General features: G+C 74.9%; 14 protein-coding genes. 3 read left to right on the top strand and 11 right to left on the bottom strand.

Going from position 1 to position 24,869, the window contains the following annotated elements; genetic code table 11:
- Positions 1–129 precede the first annotated feature (129 nt).
- Both DEJ43_RS29125 and DEJ43_RS29120 read left to right on the top strand, forming a co-directional pair.
- Entirely contained in the window at positions 130–1,752 is a 1,623-nt protein-coding gene (locus tag DEJ43_RS29125) for an AMP-binding protein (RefSeq protein WP_015036985.1), read from the top strand.
- A 50-nt stretch (positions 1,753–1,802) separates the two neighbouring features.
- Positions 1,803–2,657 carry a PaaX family transcriptional regulator gene (locus DEJ43_RS29120; RefSeq protein WP_015036984.1) on the top strand — a complete coding sequence of 285 codons (855 nt, stop codon included), beginning with the start codon at positions 1,803–1,805 and terminating at the stop codon, positions 2,655–2,657.
- Here DEJ43_RS29120 and DEJ43_RS29115 read toward each other — a convergent pair whose 3' ends face one another.
- The 3 genes from DEJ43_RS29115 to DEJ43_RS29105 form a co-directional block, all read right to left on the bottom strand.
- Positions 2,658–3,134, bottom strand: a complete 477-nt coding sequence (locus tag DEJ43_RS29115; protein ID WP_015036983.1) for an anthrone oxygenase family protein — start codon at positions 3,132–3,134, stop codon at positions 2,658–2,660.
- 84 nt (positions 3,135–3,218) lie between these two features.
- A complete protein-coding gene (locus DEJ43_RS29110) occupies positions 3,219–5,567 on the bottom strand; it encodes a bifunctional salicylyl-CoA 5-hydroxylase/oxidoreductase (protein ID WP_086024653.1) in 2,349 nt (782 codons plus the stop codon).
- The gene (locus tag DEJ43_RS29105; protein ID WP_015036981.1) at positions 5,552–6,379 is read right to left on the bottom strand and encodes an enoyl-CoA hydratase family protein; all 828 of its coding nucleotides are present in this window, start codon (positions 6,377–6,379) and stop codon (positions 5,552–5,554) included. Before DEJ43_RS29105 ends, DEJ43_RS29110 begins: the two co-directional genes overlap by 16 nt.
- A gap of 245 nt (positions 6,380–6,624) precedes the next feature.
- Between DEJ43_RS29105 and DEJ43_RS29100 the strand changes: the two genes are divergently transcribed.
- On the top strand, positions 6,625–7,194 hold the full coding sequence (locus DEJ43_RS29100; protein WP_015036980.1) for an ATP-binding protein: 570 nt from the start codon (positions 6,625–6,627) through the stop codon (positions 7,192–7,194).
- Here the strand turns inward: DEJ43_RS29100 and DEJ43_RS29095 are convergent.
- The 8 genes from DEJ43_RS29095 to DEJ43_RS29060 all read right to left on the bottom strand — a co-directional run bounded on the left by DEJ43_RS29095 (position 7,148) and on the right by DEJ43_RS29060 (position 24,862).
- Positions 7,148–8,587 carry an amino acid permease gene (locus tag DEJ43_RS29095; RefSeq protein ID WP_015036979.1) on the bottom strand — a complete coding sequence of 480 codons (1,440 nt, stop codon included), beginning with the start codon at positions 8,585–8,587 and terminating at the stop codon, positions 7,148–7,150. The genes DEJ43_RS29100 and DEJ43_RS29095 overlap by 47 nt on opposite strands.
- Before the next feature lie 142 nt (positions 8,588–8,729).
- Positions 8,730–9,743: an ornithine carbamoyltransferase gene (argF, locus tag DEJ43_RS29090; RefSeq protein WP_015036978.1), complete on the bottom strand. Its 1,014-nt coding sequence runs from the start codon at positions 9,741–9,743 to the stop codon at positions 8,730–8,732.
- A 170-nt stretch (positions 9,744–9,913) separates the two neighbouring features.
- Positions 9,914–11,146, bottom strand: coding sequence for an arginine deiminase (locus tag DEJ43_RS29085; protein WP_015036977.1), 1,233 nt, complete (start codon positions 11,144–11,146; stop codon positions 9,914–9,916).
- A 92-nt stretch (positions 11,147–11,238) separates the two neighbouring features.
- Complete coding sequence (locus DEJ43_RS37865) at positions 11,239–13,503, bottom strand: hypothetical protein (protein ID WP_015036976.1); 2,265 nt, start codon at positions 13,501–13,503, stop codon at positions 11,239–11,241.
- A complete protein-coding gene (locus tag DEJ43_RS29075; protein ID WP_071891567.1) occupies positions 13,500–16,010 on the bottom strand; it encodes a hypothetical protein in 2,511 nt (836 codons plus the stop codon). Before DEJ43_RS29075 ends, DEJ43_RS37865 begins: the two co-directional genes overlap by 4 nt.
- Positions 16,007–18,673 (bottom strand): hypothetical protein, encoded by a 2,667-nt coding sequence (locus tag DEJ43_RS29070; protein ID WP_015036973.1) that lies wholly within the window; start codon positions 18,671–18,673, stop codon positions 16,007–16,009. Before DEJ43_RS29070 ends, DEJ43_RS29075 begins: the two co-directional genes overlap by 4 nt.
- Complete coding sequence (locus DEJ43_RS29065) at positions 18,670–22,254, bottom strand: tubulin-like doman-containing protein (RefSeq protein WP_015036972.1); 3,585 nt, start codon at positions 22,252–22,254, stop codon at positions 18,670–18,672. The genes DEJ43_RS29070 and DEJ43_RS29065 overlap by 4 nt, the downstream gene beginning before the upstream one ends.
- 22 nt (positions 22,255–22,276) lie before the next feature.
- Entirely contained in the window at positions 22,277–24,862 is a 2,586-nt protein-coding gene (locus tag DEJ43_RS29060) for a vWA domain-containing protein (protein ID WP_167537143.1), read from the bottom strand.
- Between the last annotated feature and the right edge of the window lie 7 nt (positions 24,863–24,869).

Raw genomic sequence — 24,869 nt, 5'->3', positions numbered from 1 at the left:
TCCCTGTGCCGCGCGGTGCTGTCGTCGGGGCACTCGGAAGCACCCTTGTCGCGAACCGTTGACTGCCGTCACCAACACGATACGCTCGTGTGGCGACGGGCGACCCCACCACGACAGGGGGACGGACTCATGGAGCTGACACCCTCGGCCCACCTCGACACTTTCGCCCGCGACCGGCTGCCGCCGCCGGACCGGTGGCCGCGTCTCCTCTTCGACCTCCCGGAGCTCTCCTACCCCGACCGGCTGAACTGCGGGGCGGAACTCCTCGACCGTACGACGGAACGATTCGGCGCCGACCGGCCCGCCTTCCACGACGGCGAGGGCGGCGTCTGGACCTACGGAGAACTCCAGGACCGGGTGGACCGCATCGCCCACGTCCTCACCGACGACCTGCGCGTCCTGCCCGGCAACCGGGTCCTGCTGCGCGGACCCAGCACCCCCTGGCTCGCCGCCTGCTGGCTCGCCGTGATGAAGGCGGGCGCGGTCGCCGTCACCGTTCTGGCGCAGCAGCGCGCCCCCGAACTGGCCGTGCTGGCCGACGCGGCCCGTTGCAGCCACGCCCTATGCGACGCCCACGTCCTCGACGAACTGCTCGCCGCCCGCGTCCCCGGACTCCGCGTCACCCCCTTCGGCGGGGACGGCCCGGACGACCTCCTCGCCCTCGCCGCCCGCCGCCCAGGCCCGTACCCGGCGGTGGAGACGGCCGCCGACGACGTCGCCCTCATCGCCTTCACCTCCGGCACGACCGGACGCCCCAAGGGCTGCGTCCACTTCCACCGGGACGTCCTGGCCGTCGCCGACACCTTCTCCGCGCACGTCCTGCGGCCGCTGCCCGACGACGTCTTCGCCGGTTCGCCGCCGCTCGCCTTCACCTTCGGCCTCGGCGGGCTCGTCCTCTTCCCCCTGCGGGCCGGGGCGAGCGCCGTCCTCCTCGAACAGGCCGGCCCGAAACAGCTGCTCGCGGCGATCGAGCGGCACCGGGTGTCGGTGCTCTTCACCGCCCCGACGGCCTACCGGGTCATGCTCGACGAGCTGACCAAGGGCATCGCCCCCGACCTGGGCTCGCTGCGGCGCTGCGTCTCGGCCGGCGAGAACCTCCCGGAGGCCACCTGGAAGGCCTGGTACGCCCGCACGGGGCTGCGCCTCATCAACGGAATCGGCGCGACCGAGCTGCTGCACATCTTCATCTCCGCCGCCGACGGCGACATCCGACCCGGCACCACCGGCCGGCCCGTCCCCGGCTGGCAGGCGAGGATCGTGGACCAGGAGGGCAAGGGGGTCCCGGACGGCGAGGAGGGGCTGCTCGCGGTGCGCGGACCGGTCGGCTGCCGCTATCTGGCCGACGCCCGCCAGGCGGAGTACGTACGGGAGGGCTGGAACGTCACGGGCGACACGTACGTCCGCGAGCCCGACGGCTACTTCCGCTATGTCTCACGGGCCGACGACATGATCATCTCGGCCGGGTACAACATCGCGGGACCGCAGGTCGAGGAGGTCCTCCTGGACCATCCCGACGTGGTCGAGACGGCGGTGGTGGGCCGCCCGGACGAGCTCCGGGGCCAGGTCGTCGTGGCCTACACGGTCGTACGGGACGGGGTGCCGCGCGACGCGGGCACCGCCGCCGCCCTGCGGGCCTTCGTCCGCGCCCGCCTCGCCCCGTACAAGTCGCCCCGCGAGATCGTCTTCCTGGACGCGCTGCCCCGCACGGCGACGGGAAAGCTCCAGCGCTTCCGGCTGCGCGACCCGGCATGAGCCGCACCGGGCGTCCGGAGCGCGTCGGACCCACCCTCTAGAGTGATCACGTGGCCGAGCAGCACACTCCCCGATCCCTGATCGTCTCCCTCTACGGCGCGTACGGCCGTGCGCCCGACGGCTCCCCGATGCCGGTGGCCGCGCTCATCCGGCTGCTCGCGGTGCTCGGCGTCGACGCGCCCTCCGTGCGCTCCTCGGTGTCGCGGCTGAAGCGGCGCGGACTGCTGCTGCCGGGCCGGACGGCCGCGGGCGCCGCCGGGTACGCCCTGTCGGACGACGCCCGCCGGCTCCTGGACGACGGAGACCGCCGGATCTACGCCCGCACCGAGCCCAAGCTCTCCGAGGGCTGGGTGCTCGCCGTCTTCTCCGTGCCCGAGGCCGAGCGGCACAAGCGGCACCTGCTGCGCTCCCGGCTCGGCCGCCTGGGCTTCGGCACGGCGGCCCCCGGCGTCTGGATCGCCCCGGCCCGGCTGTACGAGGAGACCCGCAACGCCCTGGAGCGCCTGGAGCTCTCGCCGTACGTGGACCTCTTCCGGGGCGACCACCTGGGGTACGCGGCCACGGCCGAGGCGGTGGCCCGCTGGTGGGACCTGCCCGCGATCGCCGGGCTCCACGAGGAGTTCCTCGCCGTCCACGAGCCGGTGCTACGGGCCTGGCGGACGGCCCTGGCGGAGGCCGGCCCGACGGCGGACGGCCCGCAGAAGAGCGCCGAGGACGCCTACCGCGACTACCTGCTGGTCCTGGACTCCTGGCGCCGGCTGCCGTACGCGGACCCGGTGCTCCCCGCCGAGCTGCTGCCCGACGACTGGCCGGGCCGCCGCTCCGCGGAGGTCTTCGCGGCCCTGCACGAGCTGCTGCGGGACCGGGGCGCGGAGTTCGTCCGCCCGTTCCTGTCGGAAGGCTAGCTACTTCCGTACCGCCAGGGCCCGGAGCAGGCAGGCGAGGCCGGCCGTGGTCAGGACCGCGCGGACCAGGTTCCAGGCCACCCAGGGCGTCTCGAAGGCGGCCCGGGCGGCCGTCGGGTCCGCGGCCGCCGCGAGGGCGTCGTTGAGGGGGACGTTCGCCGCCGAGGTGACGAGGAAGACCGCCACGGAGAGGACGAACGCGGCGATCGTCCAGGCCCGGGCCCGGGTGGCGCGGTGCTGCCAGGCGGCCACGGCGGTCAGGATCGTCGCGCCGAAGAACGGCGTGAAGAACACCGGGTTCTGGATCACGTCGTTGATGTTCCGCATCACCTCGACGTAGACCCGGTCGTCGCTGCGGGCCAGCGCCGGCATCACCGAGCAGACGTACGCGAACCACACCCCCGCGACCAGTCCGGTCGCCACCGTCGCCGTGCCGAGGACGGCCCCGGCACCCTTCCCACCCCGCTGCTGTGTCATGTCCTCATTCAAGTGCCGGGGCGACGCCCGGACCATGTCCCCGCGTCGCTCCGGCATACGCGGGCGTCCACCGCGCGGGCCGTGTCAGTTCCGGCGGCCGGTCGGGGGTGGGCGGCGGCCCGCGCGGTACGGGGCCGGCCAGGGGGCCGCCGGACCCTCGTAGTCCTGTTCGGCGGCGGCGTGCAGGGTCCAGTGCGGGTCGTAGAGGTGCGGGCGGGCGAGCGCGCAGAGGTCGGCGCGGCCCGCCAGGAGCAGGGAGTTGACGTCGTCCCAGGAGGAGATCGCGCCGACCGCGATGACGGGGACCCCGGCCTCGTTGCGTATCCGGTCGGCGTACGGGGTCTGGTACGAGCGCCCGTAGGCCGGGGCCTCGTCGGGGACGACCTGGCCGGTGGAGACGTCGACGGCGTCGGCGCCGTGCGCCGCGAAGGCGCGTGCGATCGCGACCGCGTCCTCGTCGCTCGTCCCGCCCTCGGCCCAGTCGGTGGCCGAGATCCGGACGGTCATGGGGCGTTCCTCCGGCCACACCTCCCGTACCGCGTCGAAGACTTCGAGCGGGAAGCGGAGCCGGGCGGCCAGGTCGCCGCCATAGGCGTCGGTGCGGTGGTTGGTGAGGGGTGAGAGGAAGCCGGAGAGCAGATAGCCGTGGGCGCAGTGGAGTTCGAGGAGGTCGAAGCCGGCGTGCGCGGCGCGGCGGGCGGCCGCGGTGAACTCCTCGCGGACGGTGGTGAGTCCGGCGCGGTCGAGGGCGCGCGGGGTCTGGTTGACGCCGGGCCGGTACGGGAGGGGGGAGGCGGCGACGAGCGGCCAGTTGCCCTCCGGCAGGGGCTGGTCGATGCCCTCCCACATGCGCCGGGTGGAGCCCTTGCGGCCGGAGTGGCCGAGCTGCACGCCGAGTGCGGTGCCGGGCGCCTGGGCGTGCACGAAGCCGGTGATCCGGGCCCAGGCGGCGGCCTGCTCGTCGGTCCACAGGCCGGTGCAGCCGGGGGTGATCCGGCCCTCGGGGCTGACGCAGACCATCTCGGTCATGACGAGTCCGGCGCCGCCGAGGGCCCTGGACCCCAGGTGGACGAGGTGGAAGTCGCCGGGGACGCCGTCCTCGGCGACGTACATGTCCATGGGGGAGACGACGACCCGGTTGCGCAGGGTGAGTCCGCGGAGCCGGAAGGGGGTGAACATCGGCGGGGTGCCGGGCGGGCAGCCGAAGTCGCGTTCCACGGTGGCGGTGAAGGCCGGGTCGCGGAGCCGGAGGTTGGCGTGGGTGACGCGGCGGCTGCGGGTCAGCAGGTCGAAGGCGAAGCGGCGGGGCGGCCGGTCGACATGGCCCGCGAGTTCCTCGAACCAGCGCAGGCTCGCGGTGGCCGCGCGCTGGGTGGACTCGACGACGGGTCGGCGTTCGGCCTCGTAGGCGGTGAGGGCCTCGGTGGGATCGGGGTGGTCGCGGAGGCTGTGCGCCAGGGCCAGGGCGTCCTCGACGGCGAGTTTGGTTCCGGAGCCGATGGAGAAGTGCGCGGTGTGGGCGGCGTCGCCGATGAGCACGGTGTTGCCGTGGGACCAGTGCTCGTTGACGACGGTACGGAAGGCGGTCCAGGCGGAGCGGTGCGAGCGCAGCTCCCGGCCGCCGAGCGCCTCGGCGAAGATCTTGGCGCAGCGGACGGTGGACTCGGCCTCGTCGAGCTCGTCGAACCCGGCGGCCCGCCAGACCTCTTCCCGCATTTCGACGATGGCGGTGGAGGCGGCCGGCCCGTAGGGGTAGGCGTGCAGCTGCATCACGCCGTACTCGGTCTCGGCGGTCTCGAAGCGGAAGGCGTCGAAGGCGAAGTCGGCGGCGAGCCAGATGTAGCGGCAGCGGTGGGTGGTGATGGTGGGGCGGAAGTGGTCGGCGTGGGTCTCGCGGGTGCGGCTGTGGACCCCGTCGGCGGCGACGACCAGGTCGTGCCCGGCGGCGAGGACGTCCGCGGGCGGGGCCTCGGTGCGGAAGCGGAGCCGTACGCCGAGGTCGGCGCACCGGGCGTGCAGGATCTCCAGGAGCCTGCGGCGGCCGAGCGCGGCGAAGACGTGTCCGGTGGAGGTGGTGCGGTGGCCGCGGTGGACGACGTCGATGTCGTCCCAGCGGACCATGTCGCGGCCGAGCGCCTCGTAGACGACGGGGTCGGCGTCCCGGATGCCGCCGAGGGTCTCGTCGGAGAGCACGACCCCGAAGCCGAAGGTGTCGGAGGGCGCGTTCCGCTCCCAGACGGTGACCTCGCGCGTGGGGTCGAGCCGTTTGAGGAGGGCGGCGGCGTAGAGCCCACCGGGTCCGCCGCCCACGACGGCGATCCGGGACTCGGGACCCGCGGCGCGAGCGGCGCCGGAACCCCGGGCGGGAGCCGCGTCGGACCCGCGTGCGCCGGCCACCTCGGGACGGCCCCGCATCGTCAGCACCCCCGCCATTTCGGGGGGCGCTTCTCCGTGAAGGCCGCGTGGAACTCGGCGTAGTCCTCGCCGTTCATGAGGAGCGCCTGGGTGGCCGCGTCGAGTTCGATCGAGGCCGCGAGCGGCATGTCGAGCTCGGAGGTGAGCAGCGCCTTGGTCTGGGCGAGGGCGAGCGCGGGGCCGTCGGCGAGCCGGCGGGCGAGCTCCGCCGCCCGCTCCCCCGCCCGGCCCTCCTCGGTGAGCTCCGACAGCAGGCCGATGCGCTCGGCCTCGGGGGCGTGGACGGGTTCGCCGAGCATGAGCAGCCGGGTGGCGTGGCCGAGGCCGACGACCCGGGGCAGCAGATAGGCCGCGCCCATGTCGCCGCCGGAGAGGCCCACCCGGGTGAAGAGGAACGCGAAGCGGGTGGTGGGGTCGGCGATCCGGAAGTCGGCGGCGAGGGCGAGCACGGCTCCGGCGCCCGCCGCGACCCCGTGGAGGGCGGCGACGACCGGGAAGGGGCACTCGCGCAGGGCCCGGACGACCTGGCCGGTCATCCGGTTGAAGTCGAGGAGCTGGGCGGTGTCGAGGGAGAGGGTGGCGCCGATGATCTCGTCGACGTCGCCGCCGGAGCAGAAGCCCCGGCCCTCGCCGTCGAGGACGAGGGCGCGGACGCTGCGCTCCCGGGAGAGCTCGGCGAGGAGATCGCGCAGGTCGGCGTAGGCGCCGAAGGTGAGGGCGTTGAGTTTCGCGGGCCGCGCGAGGGTGACAGTGGCCACGCCCCGGTCGATGCTGAGGCGCAGGTGTTGCCAGCGTGCCGTGCGGGGCGTGGAGCCGGTAAAGGGGCTCATCCGGAACGGCCTCCTTCCTCCGCTCGGAGGGTATCACTGTCTTGTGACCACCGTCACGAGTACGCGATAAAGGAGGGATGAGGATGCCCCGCGGAAGGTCCTGGGCCACCGGTGACGGAGGTCCCTACCGATCAGGGAGGGGCGCCCCTGGAGAAATAAATTGCGCCTCGTAAGGTTGAAACCAGGACGTCTCGGGATGCCTCCACCCCACTCGCCCACCCCCACTCGGTGAAGGGAGCCTGCCCATGCCCGAAACCACCGGCCCCACCGACACCACCGGTCCGACCGACCCCAGTGGACCCACCGAAACCACCAGTCCCACCAGCCCCACCGGGCCCACCGAAAGCACCGGACCCCCCGCACACGGGCCCGCCCGCTCGTGGCGCGTCCAGCTGCCCCACACGACCGCCGCCGTACCGCTCGCCCGCGCCCTGATCCGTACCGCCCTCACCGGCCTCGACCCCACGGCCGGCGCCCGGCCGGACCGCGACACGGCCGAGCTGCTCACCGCCGAGCTGGTCGCCAACGCCGTCGAGCACACCGCGGGCCTCGGCCCCATCGAGCTGGTCGTCGAGCTGTTCTCGGCCCCCGGCGGCTGTCAGATCGAGGTCCACGACTCCGAGCCCGCCGCCCCCGGCGAGCTCGTCTGCCCCGACCCGGCGACCGGGGTCGACCCCTGGCAGGAGCACGGCCGCGGCCTCCTCCTCATCCGGGCGCTCAGCAGCGACTGCGGCCACCGCCCCACCGCGGGGGGCAAGGCGGTCTGGTTCACCCTGCCGGGGATACCGGCGCAGCGTCGTCACCCGGAGCGGTGACCAGGCGCGAGTGGCGGCGCCCGTAGCCCGCGTACACCAGCGCCCCGACGACCAGGAAGCCGGCGAACTGCAGCCAGGTCGTCCAGCCCGTGCCCCAGATCAGGTAGAGGCAGAAGCCGATGCCCAGGATCGGGCTCAGCGGGAAGAGCGGCACCCGGAAGGAGCGCGGCAGCTCGGGGTTCCGGCGCCGCAGCACCATCACCGCGAGGTTGACGACCGCCATGACGGCGAGCGTGCCGATGGTGGTCAGGTTCACGACCACGTCGAGCGAGGCGAAGGCCGCCGGCACGGCGAAGACCGCGGCCACGATCCAGGTGTTGGCCACCGGCGTGGCGGACTTCGGGGAGACCCGTTCGAAGACCCGGGGGACGAGACCGTCGCGGGACATCGACATCAGGATGCGGGTCTGCCCGTACATCACCGCGAGGACCACGGACGCGATGGCGACGACGGCGCCGAACGCGATGATCCCGCCGCCGATCGACGAGCCGGTGACCTGGTCGACGACGAGCGAGAGCGCGGCGGGCCGGTCGGCCACCGCGTCGGCGCCGAGGGCCCCGATCGCGGAGAGCGCGACGGCGCAGTAGAGCAGGGTGACGAGCCCGATGCAGATGAGGATGGCGATCGGGATGTTCCGCCGCGGGTTCTTCACCTCCTCGCCGGCCGTGGTGATCGCGTCGAAGCCGATGTACGAGAAGAAGGCCACCGAGGCGCCCGCGGTGATGCCGCCCATGCCGTGCTCGGCGAAGGGCGAGAGGTGGCCGGCCTGGAAGGCGGAGAAGCCGATCGCGCAGAAGACGACCAGGATGCCGATCTTGAGGATCGCCATGGCGGCGGTCGCCCGCGCGCTCTCCCGCACCCCGCGCACCAGCAGGGTCGCGGCGAGCAGGATCACGATCACGGCGGGGACGTTGACGACTCCGCCCTCGCCGGGGCCCGCGGAGAGCGCGTCGGGCAGCTGCCAACCCGTCAGGCTGTCGAGCAGCTCGTTGAGGTACTGGCTCCAGCCGACGGCCACCGCAGAGACGGAGACGCCGTACTCCAGGAGCAGGCACCAGCCGACGAGGAAGGCGGCGCGCTCGCCGAGCGAGGCGTAGGCGAAGGAGTACGAGGAGCCCGAGACCGGGATCGCGCCGCCGAGCTCCGCGAAGGAGAAGGCGGTGAAGATGCAGGTGATCGCGGCGAGGACGAAGGAGACGACGACCGCGGGGCCCGCCTCGGCGACGCTGTCGGAGAGGCCGACGAAGATGCCGGTGCCGACGATCGCGCCGACGCCGAAGCACACGAGCTGGAAGAGGCCCATGGTGCGCTTGAGGCCGTGGCCTTCGAGGTCGTGGCCGGATTCGGCGAGGAGCAGTTGCGGGGACTTGATCCGCGAGGCGGACGGGGACATGCGGCGGTTCTCATTCCTGGTGGTGCATGCGTCAGGGGGTTCGGACATACGCGTCCGAACCCCCTGTGAAGATGCGATCGTAACCGCACCGCGCATATTCACCCAATCGGGCGCAAAGCTATGCCGCTCAGCGCCCGGGCGCCTACGGCAGCGGGCCGCCGGCCATCGTCGCCACCAGGACCGCCTTGATGGTGTGCATCCGGTTCTCCGCCTCGTCGAAGACGACCGAGTGCGCCGACTCGAAGACCTCGTCGGAGACCTCCAGCTCGGTCAGGCCGTGCCGGGCGTGGATGTCCCGCCCGACGTCCGTGCCCAGGTCGTGGAAGGCCGGGAGGCAGTGCAGGAACTTGACGTCCGGGTTCCCGGTGGCTCGCAGCACGTCCATGGTCACGGCGTACGGGGCGAGGGCGGCGATCCGCGCGTCCCAGACCTCCTTGGGCTCCCCCATGGAGACCCAGACGTCGGTGGCCACGAAGTCGGCGCCCCGGACGCCCTCCGCCACGTCCTCGGTGAGGGTGACGGTGGCGCCGCTGGTCTCGGCGAGCTTGCGGGCCGCGGTGACGACCTCCTCGGCCGGCCAGTACGCGCGCGGGGCGACGATCCGGACGTCCATGCCGAGCAGGGCGCCGGTCACCAGGTAGGAGTTGCCCATGTTGAAGCGGGCGTCGCCGAGGTAGGCGAAGGCGATGGCGTCCAGCGGCTTCTCCGTGTGCTCGGTCATGGTGAGCACGTCGGCGAGCATCTGGGTGGGGTGCCAGTCGTCGGTGAGCCCGTTGAAGACGGGGACGCCGGCGAAGGCGGCGAGCTCCTCGACCACGGACTGGCCGTCGCCCCGGTACTCGATGCCGTCGAACATCCGGCCGAGGACGCGGGCGGTGTCCTTGACCGACTCCTTGTGGCCCATCTGGGAGCCGGCGGGGTCCAGGTAGGTGGTGGACGCGCCCTGGTCGGCAGCGGCGACCTCGAAGGCGCAGCGGGTGCGGGTCGAGGTCTTCTCGAAGATCAGGGCGATGTTCCGGCCGCGCAGCCGCTGGACCTCGGCGCCCGCCTTCTTGGCGGCCTTGAGGTCGGCGGCGAGGGCGACGAGGCCGCGGAACTCCTCGGCGGTGAAGTCCAGCTCCTTGAGGAAGTGGCGGCCGATGAGGTCTGTGGCCATGGGACGCGCTCCTATGGGTACGGTCGGGGGCGGCGATCGGGGACGACGATCAGGACTCTGGAAGTGCCCTGGAAGCTGGAAGTGTATACGCACTTCAACATTTATATACAGCCCCCCTTCGCGTCCCTGCCTCGCCGGCCCCGCCCGGCCTCGCTCGGCCCCGCTCGGCCTCAGGAGGCGTCGCGCTCCACCGGGCAGCTCATACAGCGCGGCCCGCCCCTCCCCCGGCCCAGCTCGCTGCCCGGGATCTCGATCACCTCGATGCCCTGCTTCCGCAGATGCGTGTTCGTGGTGACGTTCCGCTCGTACGCCACGACCACCCCCGGCTCCACGGCGAGCACGTTGCACCCGTCGTCCCACTGCTCGCGCTCGGCCGCGTGCACGTCCTGCGTCGCCGTCAGGACCCGGATGTCCCGGAGGCCGAGCGCTGCGGCGATCGCGCTGTGCATCTGCTCCGGCGGATGGTCCGTCACCCGCAGCGGCTGCCCCTCGTCGCCCGGCTCGATCGTGTACGAGCGGAGCATCCCGAGCCCCGCGTACTGGGTGAAGACGTCCTGGTCCACCATCGTCATGACGGTGTCCAGGTGCATGAACGCGCGCCGCTTCGGCATGTCGAGCGCGACGATGGTGCGCGCCGACCCCGCCGCGAACATCCCCCGGGCCAGCATCTCCACCGCCTGCGGCGTCGTCCGCTCACTCATCCCGATGAGCACGGCGCCGTTGCCGATGACCAGGACGTCCCCGCCCTCGATCGTCGACGGATAGTCGGCCTGCCCCTCCGACCAGTGGTGGAACGGGCCCGCCTCGGCGCCGGTGAAGAGCGGATGGTGCTTGTAGATCGCCTCGAAGTGGACGGTCTCGCGCTGCCGGGCCGGCCACCGCATCGCGTTGATCGAGACGCCGTCGTAGATCCAGGCCGAGGTGTCCCGGGTGAACAGGTGGTTCGGCAGCGGGCCGAGGAGGAAGTCGTCCAGGTCCATGACGTGGAACCGGACCGAGGTGGGCTCCCGGTGCGCCGCCAGGAACTCCCGCTTCGTCATCCCGCCGACGAGCGCCTCCGTCAGCGCGACGGCGTCGAGCGAGTCGAACGCCGCCCGCAGGTGGTCGGCGGCCAGCGGCCCGTACTCCTTCTCGTCGAAGACCCGGTCGAGCACCAGGGCGCGGGCGGCCGGCACCTCGAGGGCCTCGCTCAGCAGGTCACCGAAGAGGTGCACCTCCACACCCCGGTCCCGCAGCACGTCCGCGAAGCCGTCGTGCTCCTGGCGGGCGCGGCGCACCCACAGCACGTCGTCGAAGAGCAGGGCGTCCTTGTTGGTCGGGGTCAGCCGCTTCAGCTCCAGATCCGGCCGGTGCAGGATGACGCGGCGCAGCCGCCCGGTCTCGGAGTCGACGTGGAATCCCATACGCCCATCCTGACGGAGCGGCGCCGCCCCGGCCCGCGTTTCGGGGCAGGCCGGGGCGGGGCGCGTCGGACGGGCGGGGCCGGGGGTCTCCGTCAGCTGAACCGCCCCCAGACGGCGACGAGGAGAATCGCCGCCACCAGACCGCCGATCAGCAGCCCGGCGCGGCGCAGGAAACGACGGGTGTAGCCGTTGCCCGGATCGCCCGGTCCTGCGGCGGGCCCCACGGACGGCCCGCCGGGGCGGGGTGCCGAGCGGGGCATGCCGTACGCCTCCTTGAGGAGGCTGAGCCAGACCGCCTCCGGCAGGCCGGGGCGCTCGCCGTCGACGATCAGCCAGAAGGTCTCCCGGGCGGACGGCACCGGGCTCGTCCGCAGCCGGGAGAGCAGCTCGGCGACCGTGCCGACCGGGGCGTCGCCGGCGCCGAGGAGCGGGCGGACCGCCCAGCGGTGCAGCTCGGCGGCGTTGGCCGCGCGCTGCTCCTCCGGCGGGTCGGAGGGGTCGGCGGCGGCGCCCGGCGGCGCCACGGCCCAGAACTCCCGGCCGATGGCCACCTCGCACAGCTCCCGGCGCAGCGGGTGCTCCCAGGACGGCAGGCGGCGGGCGGTCTCCGCGAGGAGGAGGGTGAGCACGATGTACGCCTGCGGGCGGCGCAGCGAGTTGAGCAGCTCGCGGTCGCCGCCGCGCTCGATGAGCTCCCGGGCCTCCTCCACCGTGCGGGCGGCCGGCAGCTTGTGCACGAGGCCCGTCTCGGCCTCCCGCTCGCGGCCCCGGCCGGGCAGCCGCGCCCAGTTGCCCTTTCCCGCCGCCGCGGGCCCGGTCCACACGGGCGCGACGAAGGGCAACACGGGCCGGGGGTACGGGTCGGCGCCCGGTTTCTGGGCGGGGTGCTTGGTGAGGGGGTCGGGCCGGGCGTCCGGCCCGTCCTGTCCGCCGTACGGGCCGGGGCCGGGGCCGGGGTCCTGTGCGGGCAGGTGGTGGGGCGGGGCGGGCCGGTGCTCCGTCGTCGCCGCAGGAGCCGGGGGTGGGGTCGGGCTCGGGGTCGGGTTCGCGTTGGGGCTCGGGGTCGGGGTCGGGGTCGGGGTCGGGGTCGGGGTGGGGCTCGCGTGGGGGCTCGGACCCGAGCCCGGGTCCGGTGTCCGTGCCGCCGGCAGGCGGTCCTGGGGGCCAGGGGAGGCCGGCGGGTCCGGCCGGAACCACAGTTCCGGGAAGTCGTACGGACCGGGCCGTTCGTCGCCCCGGAGCTCCCGGCCTCCTGCTCCCGGGACTCCCTCGTGCGCCCCGGGCAGCACGTCCCGCGCTCCCGCGCGGGGAGCCGGGGCGTCGCCCGTCCCCGGCTGGGCGTCCTCGGTGCCACGGCCGCCCCCCAGAGGCCAGCCCCATTTCCGCCCCTGGCTCCGCGGCGCCTCCGGTGCGGCCGGGCCCGCGGTCTCCTGGAAGGGACCCGGCCGGCGGTCCTGTCCCGGGGTGCGGCGGTCGAGGGTGTCCAGGGCCCGCGCGGCCGTATCCAGGAGCCGGGCGCCGCGGACGGACGCGGCGGCGTGCAGGGCGCTGCCGACCGCGTACTCGCCGCCCTCCCCCTCCGCGATCCCCCGCAGGTGGCGGTGGACGAGGCGGGTCGCGACGTCCTCCGCGCGGTCGCCGAGGCGCTCGCGCGGGTCGACCCGGCGGCGATCGGTGTTGCGGCTCGCCGCGCCCGACCAGCGGCCGACGAACACGAAGCGGAGGGCGGGGAGTTCGACGGTGTCGTGGGTGGCGAAGGTCCACCGGCGGTCGGTGAGCGAACCGAACATGGAGTGCAGTCCCCAGAGCACGGGGCAGGCGGTGTCGCCCCGTTCGTCCAGGACGGTGAAGCGCTCCTCCGGGTGCCGCAGCAACTCCGCGACCATTCCGGTGAGTTCCTCGACCACATCGTCCAGGGCGCTGTCGAGGTCCCCCTGCCCACGTCCGGTGGCCGGGACGAGGACGTCCTCCCGGATCACCGGGAGGCGCCCCCGGACCCGCCCGGCGTCGATGTCGGCGCCCTCCCAGTCCCAGCCGCGCAGGCCGAGGCAGGTCGCGGGTTCGAGGAGCTCGGGCGATCCGACGAGCGCGTGGCAGAGCACGGAGGCCCGGCCGCCCGCGTCGCTGAAGGGGAGCCGCCGGATCAGCATCACCTCGGCGCGGCGCTGGAGCCGGATCAGCGCGGGCCTGGTCTCGTCGCCGCTGGCGCGCAGGAGGGGCCCCGAGGTCCGGAAGAGGTTCTCGGCCTCGTCGCGGGCCCCGGACCAGGCCACCGGTCCGAAGCCGGTGCTGCCGGAGAGGTTCTCGCTGTCCCAGCGGAAGACGATCTGGTCGACTTCGTTCTCCGACCGTGTCATCGGACGATCCCTTCCCTGGGTCCCACGGGTTCCGCGCCGGGCAGCAGCCCGCACATGGCGAAGATCGACAGCAGTGGTGCGAGGACCCGGCGTGGCCGGGCCCCGTGCGGAAATCGGTCGCCCCGCGCCTGCCCGCCGGTCGCGGCGACGAAGTGCAGCGTGCAGTCCGCGCAGTCGTCGAAGGGCTTGAGCCAGGCGGCGCTCGCCCGGTGGGCGAGAAAGGCGTACGCGTCCCGGCTCTCGGCGTACACGGCGGCCGGGTCGTGGCGGCCGGGCAGGGCCCGGCCGAGCCAGCGGTCGACGACGGGTTCGAAGCGCACCAGGTCGCTCTTGTTGACGGCGAGCGCGGCCGGCGCGGCGACGAGTCCGCCGCTCTGCCGGGGGATGCGGTTGAGCACCGTGGCGAAGGCCTCGTCGCCGAGGTCGCGCCGCCGCAGCCCGCTCTGTTCCCGTACCGGGTCGAGGGAGGGCAGCCGCAGCGACCGCAGCGGGTCGAGGACGAAGACGAAGGCGTCGACGCCCATGAGGAAGCGGCCGACCTCGCTGTCCTGGGCGAGGTCCTCGCCGGCGAGGTCGAAGAAGACGACCGGCCGGGGGACGGCGCCGCCCGCCGAGACGAGCAGGCCGTCGGCGAACCGCGCGAAGGTCTGCTGTCCGGTACGGCCGAGCTGCCGCCCCTGCTGGAGGCTCTGCACGCGTTCGCGCAGGTAGGTGCGGTGCGCCTCGGGGTTCAGCGGCAGGCACTTCAGCCCGTACGGTTCCAGGCCGCCGAGCTCGACCTCGCCGAGCATGGCGGCGAGGAGGTGGGTCTTGCCGACGGAGGAGCTGCCGACGAGGGCGATGGAGAGCGGTTCGCCGTTGACGAGGTAGGGCACCGGGAGTTCGTGCCCCTCGTCGCCGTCCCGGGTGTGCGGGCACAGGTGGTAGGCCTTGCGCCGGGCGTCGGCCAGGTGGCCGGGCCGGCGTTCGGCGGTGAGGTCGAGCGGGACGCGGTTGCCCTTGGCGTCGATGGTGACGAGCAGCCGTTCGTCGTACTCGACGGGCAGCAGGCAGTGCGGGCACATCCGGCTCCGCGGCGGCGGCGGTACGGGTTCGGGCAGGGGCCCCGGCACGGTGGGCCGGACGGGCGGGCGGGCCGCCTCGTCGCCGCCGCCGAAGATGCGTCCGAGCAGGGTGCGCGGGGCCCGGGTGTCCCGGAGGGGCTCCGGGACGGGCCCGGCCGGTCCGGGGGCCGTGCGGACCGGCCCGGACAGGGCGCGCTTCCGGGCGATCTGCGTGTCGTACTCGGCCCGCCACCGGTCGAGCGGATCGGCCGGGCCGGCCCCGACGGCGAGCGGATCGGGCACGTGGAGGAGTCTCAACAGCTCGGCGGGGTGCGGGCGTTCCGTCGCGCGCGGGGAGAAGAGCCCGCTGTGTTCGAGGGCGGCGAGGCGCCGGTAGTCGGCCAGGTCGGCCGGGCGTCCCTCACCCCGGTCGGGGCGGCCGGAGAGCAGGTAGTACGCGATCTCGGCGACGGACCACAGGTCGTCGCGCGGGTCGGCGCCGCCCTGCCCGGCGCGCTGCTCGGGCGAGGCCCAGGGAGCGGCGCCGAAGGGCTCGCGCCGCTCGCCGGCCCGCACCGCCGCGTACGGCTCGCAGAGCCGCACCCGGGCGCCGTCCCACCGTACGGTCTCGGGTGTGATCATCCGGTGGACCAGGTCGAGGTCGGCCATCAGGCGTACGGCCATGGCGAGTTGGCCGATGATCCGCTCCTGGTCCTCGGCGCCCAGGCGCCCCGCCCAGTCGGCCAGCGGGCGGCCGGTCGGGGGCCGGTAGAGGACGAACGGCTCGCCCGCGGTCAGGTCGAAGCCGACGATCCGGCTGAGCACGGCGCCGAACTTCGCGCCGCCGTACCGCCGTTCCAGCGCGACGGCCGCCGCGACCTCGCGCTCCAGCAGGCCGTACGCCTGGGGGTCGCCCTGCGCGGACGCGGTCAGCCGGTACTGCACGACCGGCACCGCCCCCGCCCCGAGGAGCGCACGGCGTGCCAGGACGCCGGGCCGGCCGGGGGGCCGGTGGTCCTCCCCGTACCGCACGACGAAGCGGGACTGCGCCTCCTGCGGGGTGAGGAACTCCAGCTCCTGGTAGTAGGGGTGGGGCGGTGGGTGGGGCGTACTGAGGTGGTCCGGGTGGTCCGGTCCGATCGGCTGCTGGGAGTCGGCCGGACGGCTCCGGGCGTCGGAACCGTCGGACCGCCGGGCGTCGCCGGAGCGCCGGGCGTCGTCCGGTCTCCGGGCGTCGCTCGGCCGGTAGGCGTCGCTCGGGCGGGCGTCGGCCGGGCGCGGGGTGTCGGCCGGGCCGTCGGAGTCCTCCCAGCGGTCCTCCGGGTCCTCCTGGCCCGGCTGGTTCGAGCGGTGTGGCTGGTTCGGGCGGTGGCGCTGGTCCGAGCCGGGCGGCTGGTTCGGATGGTTCGTTCGGTTCGGATGGTTCGTTCGGTTCGGGTGGTTCGGGTGGTTCGGGTCGGTCACGGTTCTCCCGCCTCCTCGGCGCGGACGGTGTGCACGACGTCCGCGCGGAGCGGTACGAGTCGGAGGATTCCGGCGTGGCGTCCCGCGCCGGTCCACACGACGTCCTCGGCGGTGCCCCGCCAGACGTCGTCCCCGGCGGCCCCGCGGCGCATCGCCTCGGGGACGAAGCGGACCTGCCGGGCCGCGAGCGGGTCGTGGGAGAGCAGCCGCAGGTGCTCCGGGCCGCAGAGCGCGACCGTACGGCCGGGGTCGTCCTCGGCGAGCAGCAGCCGCGCCACGGCGTCCGGCGCGACCCCGGTGAGCCGGGCGGCGTCGGGCCGGTCGGAACGGTCGGTGAAGGCGGCGAGTCCGGCGAGCGCGTCCGGGTCCCGCAGGCCCTCCTGGCGGGGCGGAGGCGAGGCGGCCACGTCGCGCTCCAGACGGAGCCGGGTGTCGTCGAGGAGCTCCGTGATCCGCCGCTCGTGCACGGCGGGCACCACGGCGCCGGGATCGCGCTCGACCCCCGCCCAGCAGCGGTCGAGGATCAGCAGGGTGCCGGAGACCAGGTCGCCGACGAGCGTGTCGACGAGCAGCGGGCCGCCGTCCCCGTACCGCCGCTCCAGCCAGGCGGGCGCGGGACCGGACGCCCGGCCGGACGGGGGCGGGGACACGGCCCCTGGCCGCCACGGGCCGGCACCGGCCGGGTCGTCGGCCGGGCCGGCGGGGTCCGACGGGTGGGGGAAGTCGGCCGAGGGCCGTACCGGCGCCGCGGGTTCCTCGTCCATGTCGGACCAGACGTCGTCCTCCGCGCCGTCCCCCCAGTCCTCCCAACTCCAGGACGCCGTACCGCCGTCGGACGACGGAGGCGGACCCGCGTCGACGCGGGCCGCCTTGCGGGCGCCCCCGCCGGACGGCTCGTACCCGGCCCCCTCCGCCGGGTACGACGACGGGTACGACGGGTACGACGGGTCCGCGGCGTCCGACGCGTACGACGACGGATCGTGCGCGGAGGCCCGTCCGTCCGGGTACGTGCGCCCGTGCGCGTCCGCCGTGTCCGCGAGACCGCGCAGCAACCGGGCCACCGCCCCCGCACCCGCCGAGCAGTGGTGCCGGACCTCGGCGAAGAGCCAGTCGTGCACCGCGGTCGTGACCACCAGGTGCCGGACCTCGCGCAGGATGCGCCAGGCCTCCTCCGGGTCGGCCCGCGCCCACCAGTCGTCCACGGCACGGCTCCAGTCGCGGAGCGCGAGGAGCACCACGGCCGTCAGGGAGACAGCCAGCGCCACGGCCCCCGCCCAGGGCGGCAGTCCGAGGAACTGCCCCAGGCCCGCCCCGGCGAGGCCGCCGAGGAGACCTCCGAAGAGCCGGGGCGCGGCTCCGGTGGCACCACCGCCGTCGATCCGTCCGTCGGGCGAGCGGTTGGGCCTGCGCCGCAGCATGAGGTGGGCGAGGCCCGCGGCCAGCACGCCGACCGCCGGCCCGAGGACCCAGCCGAGGACCGGCCAGACCCCGGCGAGCAGCGCGAGGAGCCCGGTGACGGCGAAGGCGACCGGGCGCGACCCGCCGGCCGTGAACGGGTACCGGCCGCCGAGCCGGCGCAGCCGCTCCGGCCCGCAGATCGCGTCGAGCCGGGCGAGCCGGGCGGCGCTGCCCACGGGCGCGGTGCGCGCCGACAGCGCGGCGAGCCGGGCCGCGACCGAGCGCAGCGGCAGGCCCTTGCCGATCAGTTCGTGGGTGTGGTCGCGCAGCGCGGGGACGATCCCGGCCCGCGAGATCTCCCGTGGCATCTCGGGCAGTTCGATGCCCCGCTCGCGCAGGACGCCCCGGTGTTCCGCGGTGAGCCGGCTGCCGCCCGCGGCGGCGAAGGCGTCCGCGACGGTGGCACGCAACCGGTCGAGCTCGCGCGCCACCCGCTCGATGTCCCCGGGCAGGTCGACGGTGGCGCCGACCCCGGTGAGGAGTCCGGCCGCGCCCCGCACCCGGTGGTAGCCGTCGACGGCGTCCCCGACGGCCTCGTCGCAGCCGGCGAGCCGCAGGCCCGCCCGGCCCTGCGGGGGCAGCCAGCGGTGGTCGGCGAGGGACCGCGGCACGCCCTCGTCGAGCAGCAGCGCGAGCGCGGCGGGCACCTGCTCGGCGGAGGCGGTCCCGGCCGGCACGTCCGGGCCGGTGAGCCCCTCCACGGCCTGCCGCCAGGCCCGCGCCCGCGCCTCGTCGGTGAGGTCGTGCTCCAGGACGCGGACGGCGGGCACGGCGACGCCGTGCACCACCTCGCCCAGCGCCCGCAGGACGGCGTCGAAGACCTCGGGCGTGGACAGGACGTCGACGAGCGGGCGCAGCACGGCCTCGCTCGGGACGCCGTCCTCGGCCGTGTCGAACACCCACAGGACCCCGGCGGCGGGCGGCCGCAGGGTGAGGGTGCGGCTCAGGGTCCGCTCGCCCCGGGCGCCGACGGCGAGGCAGACGATGTGGGCGGGGCCGTAGGAGGAGAGCCGCTCGTGGAGCAGCTGGTGGGCGACGAGCCGGTCGGCCTCGTCGAGGACGAGGAAGCGGCGCTCGCCGCCGGGCTGCGGGGCGTCGAGGGCGGCGCGGACGACGGCGTCGGGGTCGTACGTCCCCGCCGTCCGCAGGTCCAGGCAGACGGCGTGGCCGGGGAGCGGCCGTTCGGGGAGGACTCGGACGCTCACTCCGCCTCCCCGGCCCGGCCGCGACGGTACCCGCGACCGGTCCCGAAACCGTCGTCGGCGTCCGGGCCGTACCCGCGCCCGGCGTCACCGCCCGTGCCGTACCCGGGTCCGAAGCCGTCGTCGGCGTCGGGGCCGTACTCAGGCCCGAAGGCGGCGTCGAAGTCGGCGTCCTCGTCGGGTCCGAAGTCCGGCTCCGGGTCCAGCTCCCAGTCGCCCTCGTACGGGGAGGACCGCGGCGGCGGTGCCGCCTCGGGCACCCGCTCGTGGCGGGGGCCGACCCTGGGGGCGGGGCGCTCCCGGCCGCCACCTGGCTCGGGCCCGTACGCGCGGCTCCCGCCGGGCTCGGCGTCGCCCCTGCCGTACGCGGTACGGGGGTCGGGTCCCGAGCCGTTCCCGTGGACCCGGGGGGCGGGGACGGGCCGGTCGGCCGGCGGCCGGCCGCCGCGGTGCGGGGCGTGGCGTTCGTACAGGGTCCGGAGGCTGGACCGGGTCGGGCGGGCCGACCGGGGGAAGCGCATGTCGAGGGCGCCGGGGAAGGTGACCTCCCAGAAGTGCCGCAGCGGGGCCAGCCATTCACCGTCGGAGTCGCCGAACTCACCGTAGTCGGCCATGAGTTCGTCGATCAGTACGAGCTGGCGCGGGGCCACGTTCTCCACGAAGTGGGTGAAGAGCGGCGCGGGCGCCACCGGCACCTGCGCGAGGCCCTTCGGCAGGGCCTGCATCAGCCGCTCGCAGAACTGCTCGATGATCTGCCCCTCGTCGAGCAGCGCCCAGCGCTCGTACGCGCGCAGCAGCCCCGCCCAGCTGGACAGCGAACCGTCGAAGTCCTCCAGGCGCAGCGACATGGTCGCGGACTCGCCGTCCTGGAGCCGGATGCGGACCCGGTGCGGGGAGCCCGCCGGGCCCTCGGCGTCGATGTGCCCGTTCCACATGGCGCAGAGCAGCCGGTGCAGGATGCGCTGCCGGTCGTGCTCGGTGGAGACCAGCCAGTCGTCCTGGTAGCCGAGCCGCTGGCGCCAGTGCAGGAAGTCGTCCTCGCCGGCCGAGTCGCGGGCCTCGGACCAGAGGCTGAGGACGCTGCGGACCTCGGAGATGTCGGTGAGGTTCATCCCGCTGCGGAAGAAGACGACGGTGATGGAGTCGGTATCGCCCGCCCGGCTCTCCGGGGTCACCCGGCCGGGCAGGTTGAGGGCCTGTTCCAGGTAGTCGCGGGCCCGGCCGTCGGACTCGCTCGCCGGGTGCACGATGAGGATCTTGAGCGGGCCGCTGCCGTCGGGCACGAAGCCGACCGGGATCAGTCCGGCGAGCCGGGAGCGGAACTGGTCGAGCCAGCGCGGGTCGACCTTCGCCTCGGCGGTCTCGTCGCCCGAGGCGGCCCGCAGCAGCAGCTCCATGGAGGGCAGCAGCGGGCGGGCGAAGGCGTCCTCGTTGGCCTCTCCGAACAGCCGCTTGACCCGCCGCTCGACGACCTGCTTGATCTCCTTCACGGCCGCCCCGGAGGAGCGGCGGACCGCGTCCAGGGCGCGCCGCCAGTCGTCGGGGCCGACGAGCCGGCCGAGGAGGGTCGCCGCGTCGGCGGACTCGGGCAGGCCCAGGCTCTGCGCGAGCCGGTCGACGACGTCGTCGTAGAAGGCGCGCAGGGTGTTCTGCGGGGGCAGCAGGTAGGCGATGCCCGCGCGGTCGTCGCGGTAGAGGTCGCGGCGGCGCTCGGCGAAGGCCTTCGCCTCGTCGTGCTCATGGGCGCGGAGCGCCTTGGCGAACTCGGCGACCTCCACGGAGATGCGGTTCAGGGAGGGCCGCCACTGGGCCTCCCCGGCCTGCCAGCCGCGGTGCCAGAGCGTCCGGGCCCGCCACTGGTACCAGGCGAGCTGGGCGGCGAGGGCGTCCTGGACGTCGGGGTCGCTCCACCGGGCCGGTACGACTCCGCCGACGCTGCCCTTGATCGGGGGGATGGGGGGCGCGGAGGTCTGGACGTTCGGGGGGCGTTCGGGTTCGTTGCGCCGGTTGTCGAGCATGCCGGTGAACCCTTCCCTGGCCACCCGGTCGGGGTGGCCGGGCAGTCCGGCCAGGATGACCTCCACCTGGAACGGGTCCATGGAGCCGAGGAGTTCGCGGACTCCGGCGCTGGGCCTGAAGTCCTCGGTGAGACGCGGGATCTCGCGGGCGAGGCTCGCGTCGAGGCGGCGCAGCGCCTCCTCCATGTCGCCGAGCCGGTTGCGCAGCTCCTGGGTGATCTTCCCCTTTCCGCGCGGGAGTTGCTCGGGCGCGGGGACGTCGGGTGCGTCGCGGCTCCAGAGGCGGCCGACACCGGAGCGGGTGAACAGGTCCCGGACGTGCGCCTGCCCCTCCCGGTCGGGGCGCCGGGCGCGCTCGGTCATCCCGCGCACCGCCTGGGCGAGGAGGCGGGCGGCGACGATCTCGGCGAGGTCGTCGACGGGCACGGTGAGGGAGGCGGCGAGGCTGGTGGACATGCCCCGGTAGCCGATCCCGCTGCGGGCCGGAGTGGAGCGCTCCACGCTCTTGTTGATGAAGCTGGCGGCGAAGGACTGGTAGTCCTCGTCGGCCCGGGTCGCCGAGCCGGTGTCGTCCCCGAGGTCGGTGCCGATCAGCGACATCACCATGGCGGCGATGGAGCGGCGCAGGTCCTCGCTGCCGATGACGGAGGGCTTGGAGAAGAGGAAGGCGGTCTGCATGGTGGCGGGCCGCAGCGCCACCTCGCCGTCCACGGGGTAGGTGACGCTGAGCCGGCCACGGTCCTCGACGTCGCCGACCTGGTCGAGCGCGTCGGGCACGTTCTGGTCGTCGACCAGCCGCGAGAGGTCCACGAGGGCCCGGGCGGCGTTGAGTTCGGCCTCGCGTCCGCCGCCGGCCTCCAGGGGGAAGGCGGAGGGCATGACGACGAGCGGGTAGATCTTCACTCCGGGCACCCGGGCGTTGCGGAACTCGTGCCCGATGAGGTGGATGAAGTCGTAGAAGATTCCGGCGCCGGTGCCGCCCGCGACGGAGAACGCGACGAACACGTCGCAGCCCCGGATGCGTCCGCCGCCCACCCGCCGGAGGTCGCCCGCCGCCTGGCCGATGGAGCCGATGGCCTCCCGGAGCTGGCGCAGGACGGGTTCGAGCCCGGAGCGGAGGGTGGCGAAGAGCGCGGCCCGGCCGACGGTCGGCAGTTGTCCCGCGCCGTTGTTGAGCGGGGCGACGCGGGGCTGGCGGGCCTGGGGCGGCAGCCACAGCCGGGTCTCCTCGGGGACGGAGACGCGCAGCATCCGGGTCACCTCGGGCGAGGAGTCGAAGTCCGTCGGCAGCAGGTCGCGGACCATCCGGGAGGTCCGTGCGAAGGCGGCTCCCTCGGCGCCCTTGGCCTTGAACTGCGGTTGGTTGATCAGCTCGCCCTCGCTGAAGTCGGCGTAGACGAACTGGAGGCAGTCGGGCAGCTGGAACGGCAGCCGGCGGCCGCCGTCGACCAGGTCGGTGCCGTCGGGGCCGCACAGCTCCCGGCGCAGGCTGCGCTCGAGTTCGCTGCCGATGCGTCCGCCGGTGCCGCCGAGGCCGACGAAGAGCATGGGCTGGTAGATCTTCATGTCGTTCTCCTCGATGGCCCGTTCAGAAGTTGCCGTCGTAGTCGGTCGCGCCGGGGGCGGCGTCCTGGCCGCCGGCTGCGGAGGCTCCGCCGGACCCGCTCGCGGAACCGAATCCGGAGCCCGCCCCCGAGCCGGACCCGAACCCGGCGTCGTGGCCGAATCCCGCGTCGGAACGGAAGCCCGCGTCGGAGCCGTATCCCGCGTCCGCCCCGTACCCGGCGTCCGGGCCGAGGCCGGAACCCGGCTCCGGGCGCGTACCGCCTCCGCCGCCGCCCCTCCCGCCCGGGCCGCCGGTGCGACGGGTCCTGCGGGGCCTGCGGTCCCAGGGGCTGGTGGCGCGGCCACGGACCGGGGCCGGCCGGCCGCCCCGTACGACGAGTTCGTGGTCACCGAGCCCGGCGGGCTCGCCGGTGCGCACGGGGACCTGCGCGCCGCCCCGAGGCCGCAGCAGCAGCTCACCCGCGCCGGTGCGGCGCAGCACGTGGGCGGCGGACGAGCCGCCGCCCGGAACCCGGCGGAGGGTGGGCGGCGCCCCGTAGGGCTCGTCGACGACGAACGCGAAGGCGCCGCCGGGGCTCTGCCCCCGGCGGACGGTCAGCGAGTCCAGCGCCCGGCCGTCCTGGCACAGTTCGAGGGTGACGCCGGTGAGGTCCCGGCGGCGGCGCCGGGCAGCCAGCCGGACGCCGACGAAGGCGCCGGCGAGGAGGACGACGACGGCGCCACCGACGACGGCCTTCCACCAGCGCTCCCACCAGGTCGGCGGCGCCTCCACCCGTACGTTCAGGAAGGCGCCGCGCAGCACCCGCCCGCCGTCACTCGGATCCACCACGGTGACCTGGCCGCCGAGTTCGCCGTACGGCGTGCCCTTGCCGAGGGTGACGGTGAAGGGGACGCGGGTGCTGCCGTTCGGCGGGGCCGTGACGGTCGCCGGGGTGACGGCGAGCTCGGCACCGGGGGTCTGGTCCCCGAGGGCGAGCCGCAGGGTGCGCGGCGCCGCGTCGTTGTTGGTGACGTCGAGGGTGCCGTGGACGGTGCCCCCGGGGTGCACGGCGGCGCTCTCGATCGACAGGGCGGCGGTCACCAGCGGGGCCTCCTCGGCCTTGCGGGTGCGCAGCGGCCGCCGGTCGGAGGTGATCCCGGGAGCCTCCATCCGGGTGACGATCTCCAGGGCGCCGGTCGCCCCCGCGGGGACGGTGAGGGTGCCGGTGAACCGGACGTCTCCGGCCCGCGCGTCGGGGGCCTTGCCGTCGTCGGCGAGCCGGAAGCTGACCGGGGAGAAACCCTCGCCGCTCAGGTCGGCCGCGACCGTGAGCCCGGCCAGCTGGTGCGGATCGGTGATGACGACCCCGCGCCGGGTCTGCATCCGCACCTCGACCTTGACCTGCTCCCCCGCGCGCGGGGACGCCGGGTCGAGGACGACGGTGGAGCGGAGCCGGCCCTGCCAGATGGCCCGTACCGCCACCTCGCGGTCCCGGTGGCCCTCGGGGGCCTCGATGTGCACCCGCCACGCGCCGGGCAGCGGGTTCTTCACGCGCAGCGCCTCGACCGGGCCGTTCTGTCCGCTCACCTCGAAGCTCGAACCGTCGAACTCGCCCCGGACGGGCACCTTGCGGCCCGCCGGGTCGAAGTAGGTGACCTGCACCTTGGGGTCGTGCTTGGCGACCGTGAGGGAGCCGTCGGTGGCGATGGGCGGGATGGTGACGGTCAGGTCGGCGGGCGGCTTGCCGACGGTCCCGTGCTCGATCCGGGCGCAGCGGGCGGCGGCGAAGGTCTCCTGGAGCGCCTTGTCGATCTCGGCGGAGGTGCCGACCACCCGCATGTGCGGGACGGAGCCGGGGATCTCGGAGCAGGCACCCCGGTAGCCGCCCTCCGCCATGGCGGTGAGGGCGGCGCGGTCGATCTCGCTGCCGAAGCCGAGCGGCCAGATCTGCACGCCGGCCGCCCGGGCGCGGGCGAGTTCCTCGGTGAGCCGCTTCTCGCCGTTGGACTGGCGGCTCTCCGGGTCGGTGCCGTACTCGGGGCTGTCCTTGACGTCGAGCTTGCCGTCGGTGAGCAGGAACACGACCTTCGGGGCGGGCTTCCCGGCCGCGCCGGTGCCACCCGCCGTGCCGTCCGCCGTGAGGCGGCTGACGGCCTGGCGGATGGCCGCCGGGAAGTCGGTGCCCGGGCCCATCCGGGCCGCGTCGCGCCGCCCCAGCTCCTGGACGCAGTCGCTGAGCCGCTCGCGGCCCGCCGCGTCGGCGACGGTGAGCGGGCAGACCTCGCGCACCGGCGACTGGCCGGGCTTCTCCGAGCTGCCGAAGCCGATGACGGCGGCCCGGGAGCGCTCCGAGATCTCGCCCTGGCTGAGCAGCCCCGCGGCCTCGGTCTCCCGGGCGAGGTCCTTGTCCGAGAGGCTCGCCGACTGGTCCACCACGACGGCGAAGTCGACGGGGTCGGGCCCCTCGCCGGGGTCGCCGGGGTCGGCGGGGGCGGCGGGGGTACGGGGAAGGGCCGGGGCGCCCGCGCCGCCGGGGGCGCCCGATGCGGTGGTCGCCGCGAACGGGCCGGAGAGCACGAGGAGCGCCCCGGCGAGGAGCAGGGCGCCCCCCTTGTTGGTCCACTGCATGTTCTGT

This window comes from Streptomyces venezuelae ATCC 10712, from assembly GCF_008639165.1.
In the GTDB taxonomy this organism is placed as follows: Bacteria; Actinomycetota; Actinomycetes; order Streptomycetales; family Streptomycetaceae; genus Streptomyces; species Streptomyces venezuelae.
The sequence above is the reverse complement of the archived record's forward strand: the minus strand, read 5'-3'. Positions and strand labels throughout refer to the sequence as shown.

Bases quoted from the DNA above. Each gene is read 5' to 3' on its own strand.
- DEJ43_RS29125 (WP_015036985.1), top strand. From the start codon at position 130: ATGGAGCTGACACCCTCGGCCCACCTCGACACTTTCGCCCGCGACCGG.
- DEJ43_RS29115 (WP_015036983.1), bottom strand. From the start codon at position 3,134: ATGACACAGCAGCGGGGTGGGAAGGGTGCCGGGGCCGTCCTCGGCACG.
- DEJ43_RS29110 (WP_086024653.1), bottom strand. From the start codon at position 5,567: ATGGCGGGGGTGCTGACGATGCGGGGCCGTCCCGAGGTGGCCGGCGCA.
- DEJ43_RS29105 (WP_015036981.1), bottom strand. From the start codon at position 6,379: ATGAGCCCCTTTACCGGCTCCACGCCCCGCACGGCACGCTGGCAACAC.
- DEJ43_RS29100 (WP_015036980.1), top strand. From the start codon at position 6,625: ATGCCCGAAACCACCGGCCCCACCGACACCACCGGTCCGACCGACCCC.
- DEJ43_RS29095 (WP_015036979.1), bottom strand. From the start codon at position 8,587: ATGTCCCCGTCCGCCTCGCGGATCAAGTCCCCGCAACTGCTCCTCGCC.
- argF (WP_015036978.1), bottom strand. From the start codon at position 9,743: ATGGCCACAGACCTCATCGGCCGCCACTTCCTCAAGGAGCTGGACTTC.
- DEJ43_RS29085 (WP_015036977.1), bottom strand. From the start codon at position 11,146: ATGGGATTCCACGTCGACTCCGAGACCGGGCGGCTGCGCCGCGTCATC.
- DEJ43_RS37865 (WP_015036976.1), bottom strand. From the start codon at position 13,503: ATGACACGGTCGGAGAACGAAGTCGACCAGATCGTCTTCCGCTGGGAC.
- DEJ43_RS29065 (WP_015036972.1), bottom strand. From the start codon at position 22,254: ATGAAGATCTACCAGCCCATGCTCTTCGTCGGCCTCGGCGGCACCGGC.
- DEJ43_RS29060 (WP_167537143.1), bottom strand. From the start codon at position 24,862: ATGCAGTGGACCAACAAGGGGGGCGCCCTGCTCCTCGCCGGGGCGCTC.